Origin of the sequence: uncultured Methylovirgula sp., assembly GCF_947646745.1 — a bacterium.
Classification (GTDB): Bacteria; Pseudomonadota; Alphaproteobacteria; order Rhizobiales; family Beijerinckiaceae; genus Methylovirgula.
This window is the reverse complement of the sequence record NZ_CANSHK010000078.1, coordinates 1-3,856: the sequence shown is the minus strand read 5'-3', so window position 1 is coordinate 3,856 and position 3,856 is coordinate 1. Positions and strand designations below refer to the sequence as shown.

At 62.0% G+C, this 3,856-nt stretch carries 2 protein-coding genes; both read right to left on the bottom strand.

Annotated elements, in window-relative coordinates:
- On the bottom strand, nt 1-3,250 hold a 3,250-nt coding region (gene rpoB, locus Q0025_RS14805; RefSeq protein ID WP_297300462.1), incomplete at its 3' end, for a DNA-directed RNA polymerase subunit beta.
- Nucleotides 3,251-3,454: 204 nt separating this feature from the next.
- Complete coding sequence (gene rplL, locus Q0025_RS14800; protein ID WP_297300465.1) at nt 3,455-3,835, bottom strand: 50S ribosomal protein L7/L12; 381 nt, start codon at nt 3,833-3,835, stop codon at nt 3,455-3,457.
- Between the last annotated feature and the right edge of the window lie 21 nt (nt 3,836-3,856).

Sequence of the window (3,856 nt, the reverse complement as noted above, 5' to 3'; positions counted from 1 at the left end):
TCTTGCGCTTCACCGCGACGAAGACCTTGACCATCTTCATCACGCCGGGCGGCAATTCATCGCCGCGTTGCAGCTTTTCGACCTTGTCGAGGAAGCGGCTTTCGAGCCCCTTCTTCGCTTCGTCGTATTGCTTACGCATGGCCTCGGTCTCGGCCATGAGCTTGTCGTCCTCGACGGCAAAGGTCCACCATTGCGACCGCGGATAGCCGTCAATGACTTCCTTCGTCAGCACCGTATCTTTCTTGAAGCCTTTCGGGCCCGAGATCGCCGCCTTGCCGACGAGAAGTTCACCCAAGCGGCTATAGACGTTGCGGTCGAGGATCGCGAGCTCGTCGTCGCGGTCCTTGGCGAGCCGCTCGATTTCCTCACGCTCGATTGCCTGGGCGCGCTCATCCTTCTCGACGCCGTGGCGGTTGAAGACGCGCACTTCGACGATCGTGCCCTGGACGCCCGGCGGCACGCGCATCGACGTATCGCGCACGTCGGACGCTTTCTCGCCGAAGATGGCGCGCAACAGCTTCTCTTCCGGCGTCATCGGGCTCTCGCCCTTCGGCGTGATCTTGCCGACGAGAATGTCGCCCGCCTGCACTTCCGCACCGATATAGACGATGCCCGCCTCGTCGAGATTCTTCAGCGCCTCTTCCGAAACGTTGGGAATATCGCGCGTGATTTCTTCCGGCCCGAGCTTGGTGTCGCGCGCCATCACCTCGAATTCATCGATATGGATCGAGGTGAACACGTCGTCCTTGACGATCCGCTCGTTGAGCAGGATCGAATCTTCGAAGTTGTAGCCGTTCCACGGCATGAACGCGACGAGCACGTTGCGGCCGAGCGCCAAGTCGCCGAGATCGGTCGAAGGACCGTCGGCGAGAATGTCGCCCTTGCGGACGAAATCGCCGACACGCACCAGCGGCTTCTGGTTGATGCAGGTCGACTGGTTCGAGCGCTGGAACTTCAGCAACCGATAGATATCGACACCGGGCTTGCTCGGATCGGTCTCCTCGGTCGCGCGCACGACGATACGCGTCGCATCGATCTGATCGATGTAACCCGTGCGGCGTGCGGCGATGGCCGCGCCCGAATCGCGCGCCACGACCGATTCCATGCCCGTGCCGACGAACGGCGCATCGGCCTTCACCAGCGGCACCGCCTGGCGCTGCATGTTCGAACCCATGAGCGCGCGGTTGGCGTCGTCGTTCTCAAGGAACGGAATGAGCGCCGCCGCCACCGAAACAAGCTGCTTCGGCGAGACGTCCATGAAGTCGACGCGGTCCGTCGGCACCATGATCACGTCGCCGGCGTGACGGCAGACGACGAGGTCTTCGGTGAGGTGACGCTTGTCATTCACTGGCGCATTGGCCTGCGCGACATAGTGCTTCGATTCTTCCATCGCCGAGAGATAGACGACCTCGTCCGTCACCTGGCCGTCCTTGACGCGGCGGTAAGGCGCTTCGATGAAGCCGTATTTGTTGACGCGGGCGAACGTCGCGAGCGAGTTGATCAGGCCGATGTTCGGGCCTTCCGGCGTCTCAATCGGGCAGATGCGGCCGTAATGCGTCGGATGCACGTCGCGCACTTCGAAGCCAGCGCGCTCGCGCGTCAGACCGCCCGGGCCAAGCGCCGAGAGGCGCCGCTTGTGGGTGATCTCCGACAGCGGGTTGGTCTGGTCCATGAACTGCGAGAGCTGCGACGAGCCGAAGAACTCGCGCACCGCCGCCGCCGCGGGCTTGGCGTTGATCAAATCCTGCGGCATCACGGTGTCGATATCGACCGAGGACATGCGCTCCTTGATCGCCCGCTCCATGCGCAGCAGGCCGAGGCGATATTGATTCTCCATCAATTCGCCGACCGAGCGCACGCGCCGGTTGCCGAGGTGATCGATGTCGTCGATCTCGCCGCGGCCGTCACGCAGATCGACGAGCGCCTTCACGACCGCAAGAATGTCGGCCTTGCGCAGCACGCGCATCGTATCGGGCGCATCGAGATCGAGGCGCATGTTCATCTTGACGCGGCCAACCGCCGAAAGGTCATAGCGCTCGGGATCGAAGAACAGCGAATGGAACATCGCTTCCGCCGTCTCGAGAGTCGGCGGTTCGCCCGGACGCATGACGCGGTAGATGTCGAAAAGAGCATCCTCGCGCGAGGAATTCTTGTCGACCGCCAGCGTGTTGCGGATGTAGGGCCCGATATTGATATGGTCGATGTCGAGCACGGGGATCTCTTCGAAGCCCGCCTCGATGAGCGCCGGCAGCGTCTTCACCGTGATCTCATCGCCCGCTTCGGCGAAGATTTCGCCGGTGCTGGGATTATAGAGATCGGTGGCGATGAACTGGCCGTGCAGGTCCACATCCTGGGCGCGGATCGCCTTCAGGCCCTTCTCGACCAATTGGCGCGCCGTGCGGACGGTGAGCTTCTTGCCCGCCTCGACCGCCACTTCGCCGGTGTCGGCGTCGATCAGATCCTCGCTGACCTTGACGCCCTTCATCCGTTCCGGGTCGAAAGGCACGCGCCAGCCCTCGCCATCACGCGCATAGGTGATGGTCTTGTAGAAGGTGCTGAGAATCTCTTCGCCATCCATGCCGAGCGCGTAGAGCAGCGACGTCACCGGAATCTTCCGGCGCCGGTCGATACGCGCATAGACGATGTCCTTGGCGTCGAACTCGATGTCGAGCCAGGAGCCGCGATAGGGGATGATGCGCGCGGCAAAGAGCAATTTGCCGGAGGAATGGCTCTTGCCCTTGTCGTGGTCGAAGAAGACGCCCGGCGAGCGGTGCATCTGCGAGACGATGACGCGCTCGGTGCCGTTGACGATGAACGTGCCGTTCGAAGTCATGAACGGCATATCGCCCATATAGACGTCCTGCTCCTTGATGTCCTTGACGGACTTGGCGCCGGTCTCGGGATCGACATCGAATACGATAAGGCGCAGCGTGACCTTCAGCGGCGCCGCAAACGTCATGCCCCGCTGACGGCACTCGTCGACGTCATATTTCGGCGGCTCGAAGACATATTTGACGAATTCGAGCAAAGCGACATTGGCGAAATCGGAGATCGGGAAGACCGAGCGGAACACCGCTTCGAGGCCTTCATCCGGGCGCCCCCCCTCCGGTTCGTCGACGAGCAGGAACTGATCGTAGGACGCCTTCTGAACTTCAATGAGGTTGGGCATTTCCGCGACTTCGCGGATGTGTCCGAAAAACTTGCGAACCCGCTTCCGGCCAGAGAAAGTTTGCGTTATGGGATGGGCCATCTTGCTCCTCGCAGGTTAGTTTGCGCGGGACGCTCGGCATCCCGAAAACATTGCGCGGCCATTGCAGTCCGCAGGGTGTTTTGCGCCCTTCCCCATCAAAACTTTCACCCGACCGGCCGGAAGAGGAACGGCTGAACGGCCCCGAAGCGCGCCTCGGAGCCGTCCGATCGGGAATCGGAATCGCAAAAGCGATTCCGAGAGAACTTACTTAAGCTCGACCTTGGCGCCGACCTTCTCGAGGGTCGCCTTGATCTTGTCGGCTTCCTCTTTGGTCACGCCTTCCTTGACCGGCTTCGGCGCGCCTTCGACGAGATCCTTGGCTTCCTTCAGGCCGAGGCCGGTGACGGCGCGAACTTCCTTGATGACTTCGATCTTCTTGTCGCCGGCCGCGGCGAGAACGACCGTGAATTCGGTCTTTTCCTCAACCGGGGCGGCCGCAGCGCCGGCCGCGGCGGGGCCGGCAGCGACGGCGACGGCGGCAGCGGCCGAGACGCCCCACTTGGTCTCAAGCAGCTTGGCGAGCTCGGCGGCTTCGAGCACCGTCAGGCTCGAAAGATCTTCGACGATTTTTTCCAGATTGGCCATTTGATCTCTTCCTTTGAAATT

What these genes read in the sequence shown, in the direction of transcription:
- rplL (WP_297300465.1), bottom strand. Translation starts at nt 3,835, where the DNA reads ATGGCCAATCTGGAAAAAATCGTCGAAGATCTTTCGAGCCTGACGGTG.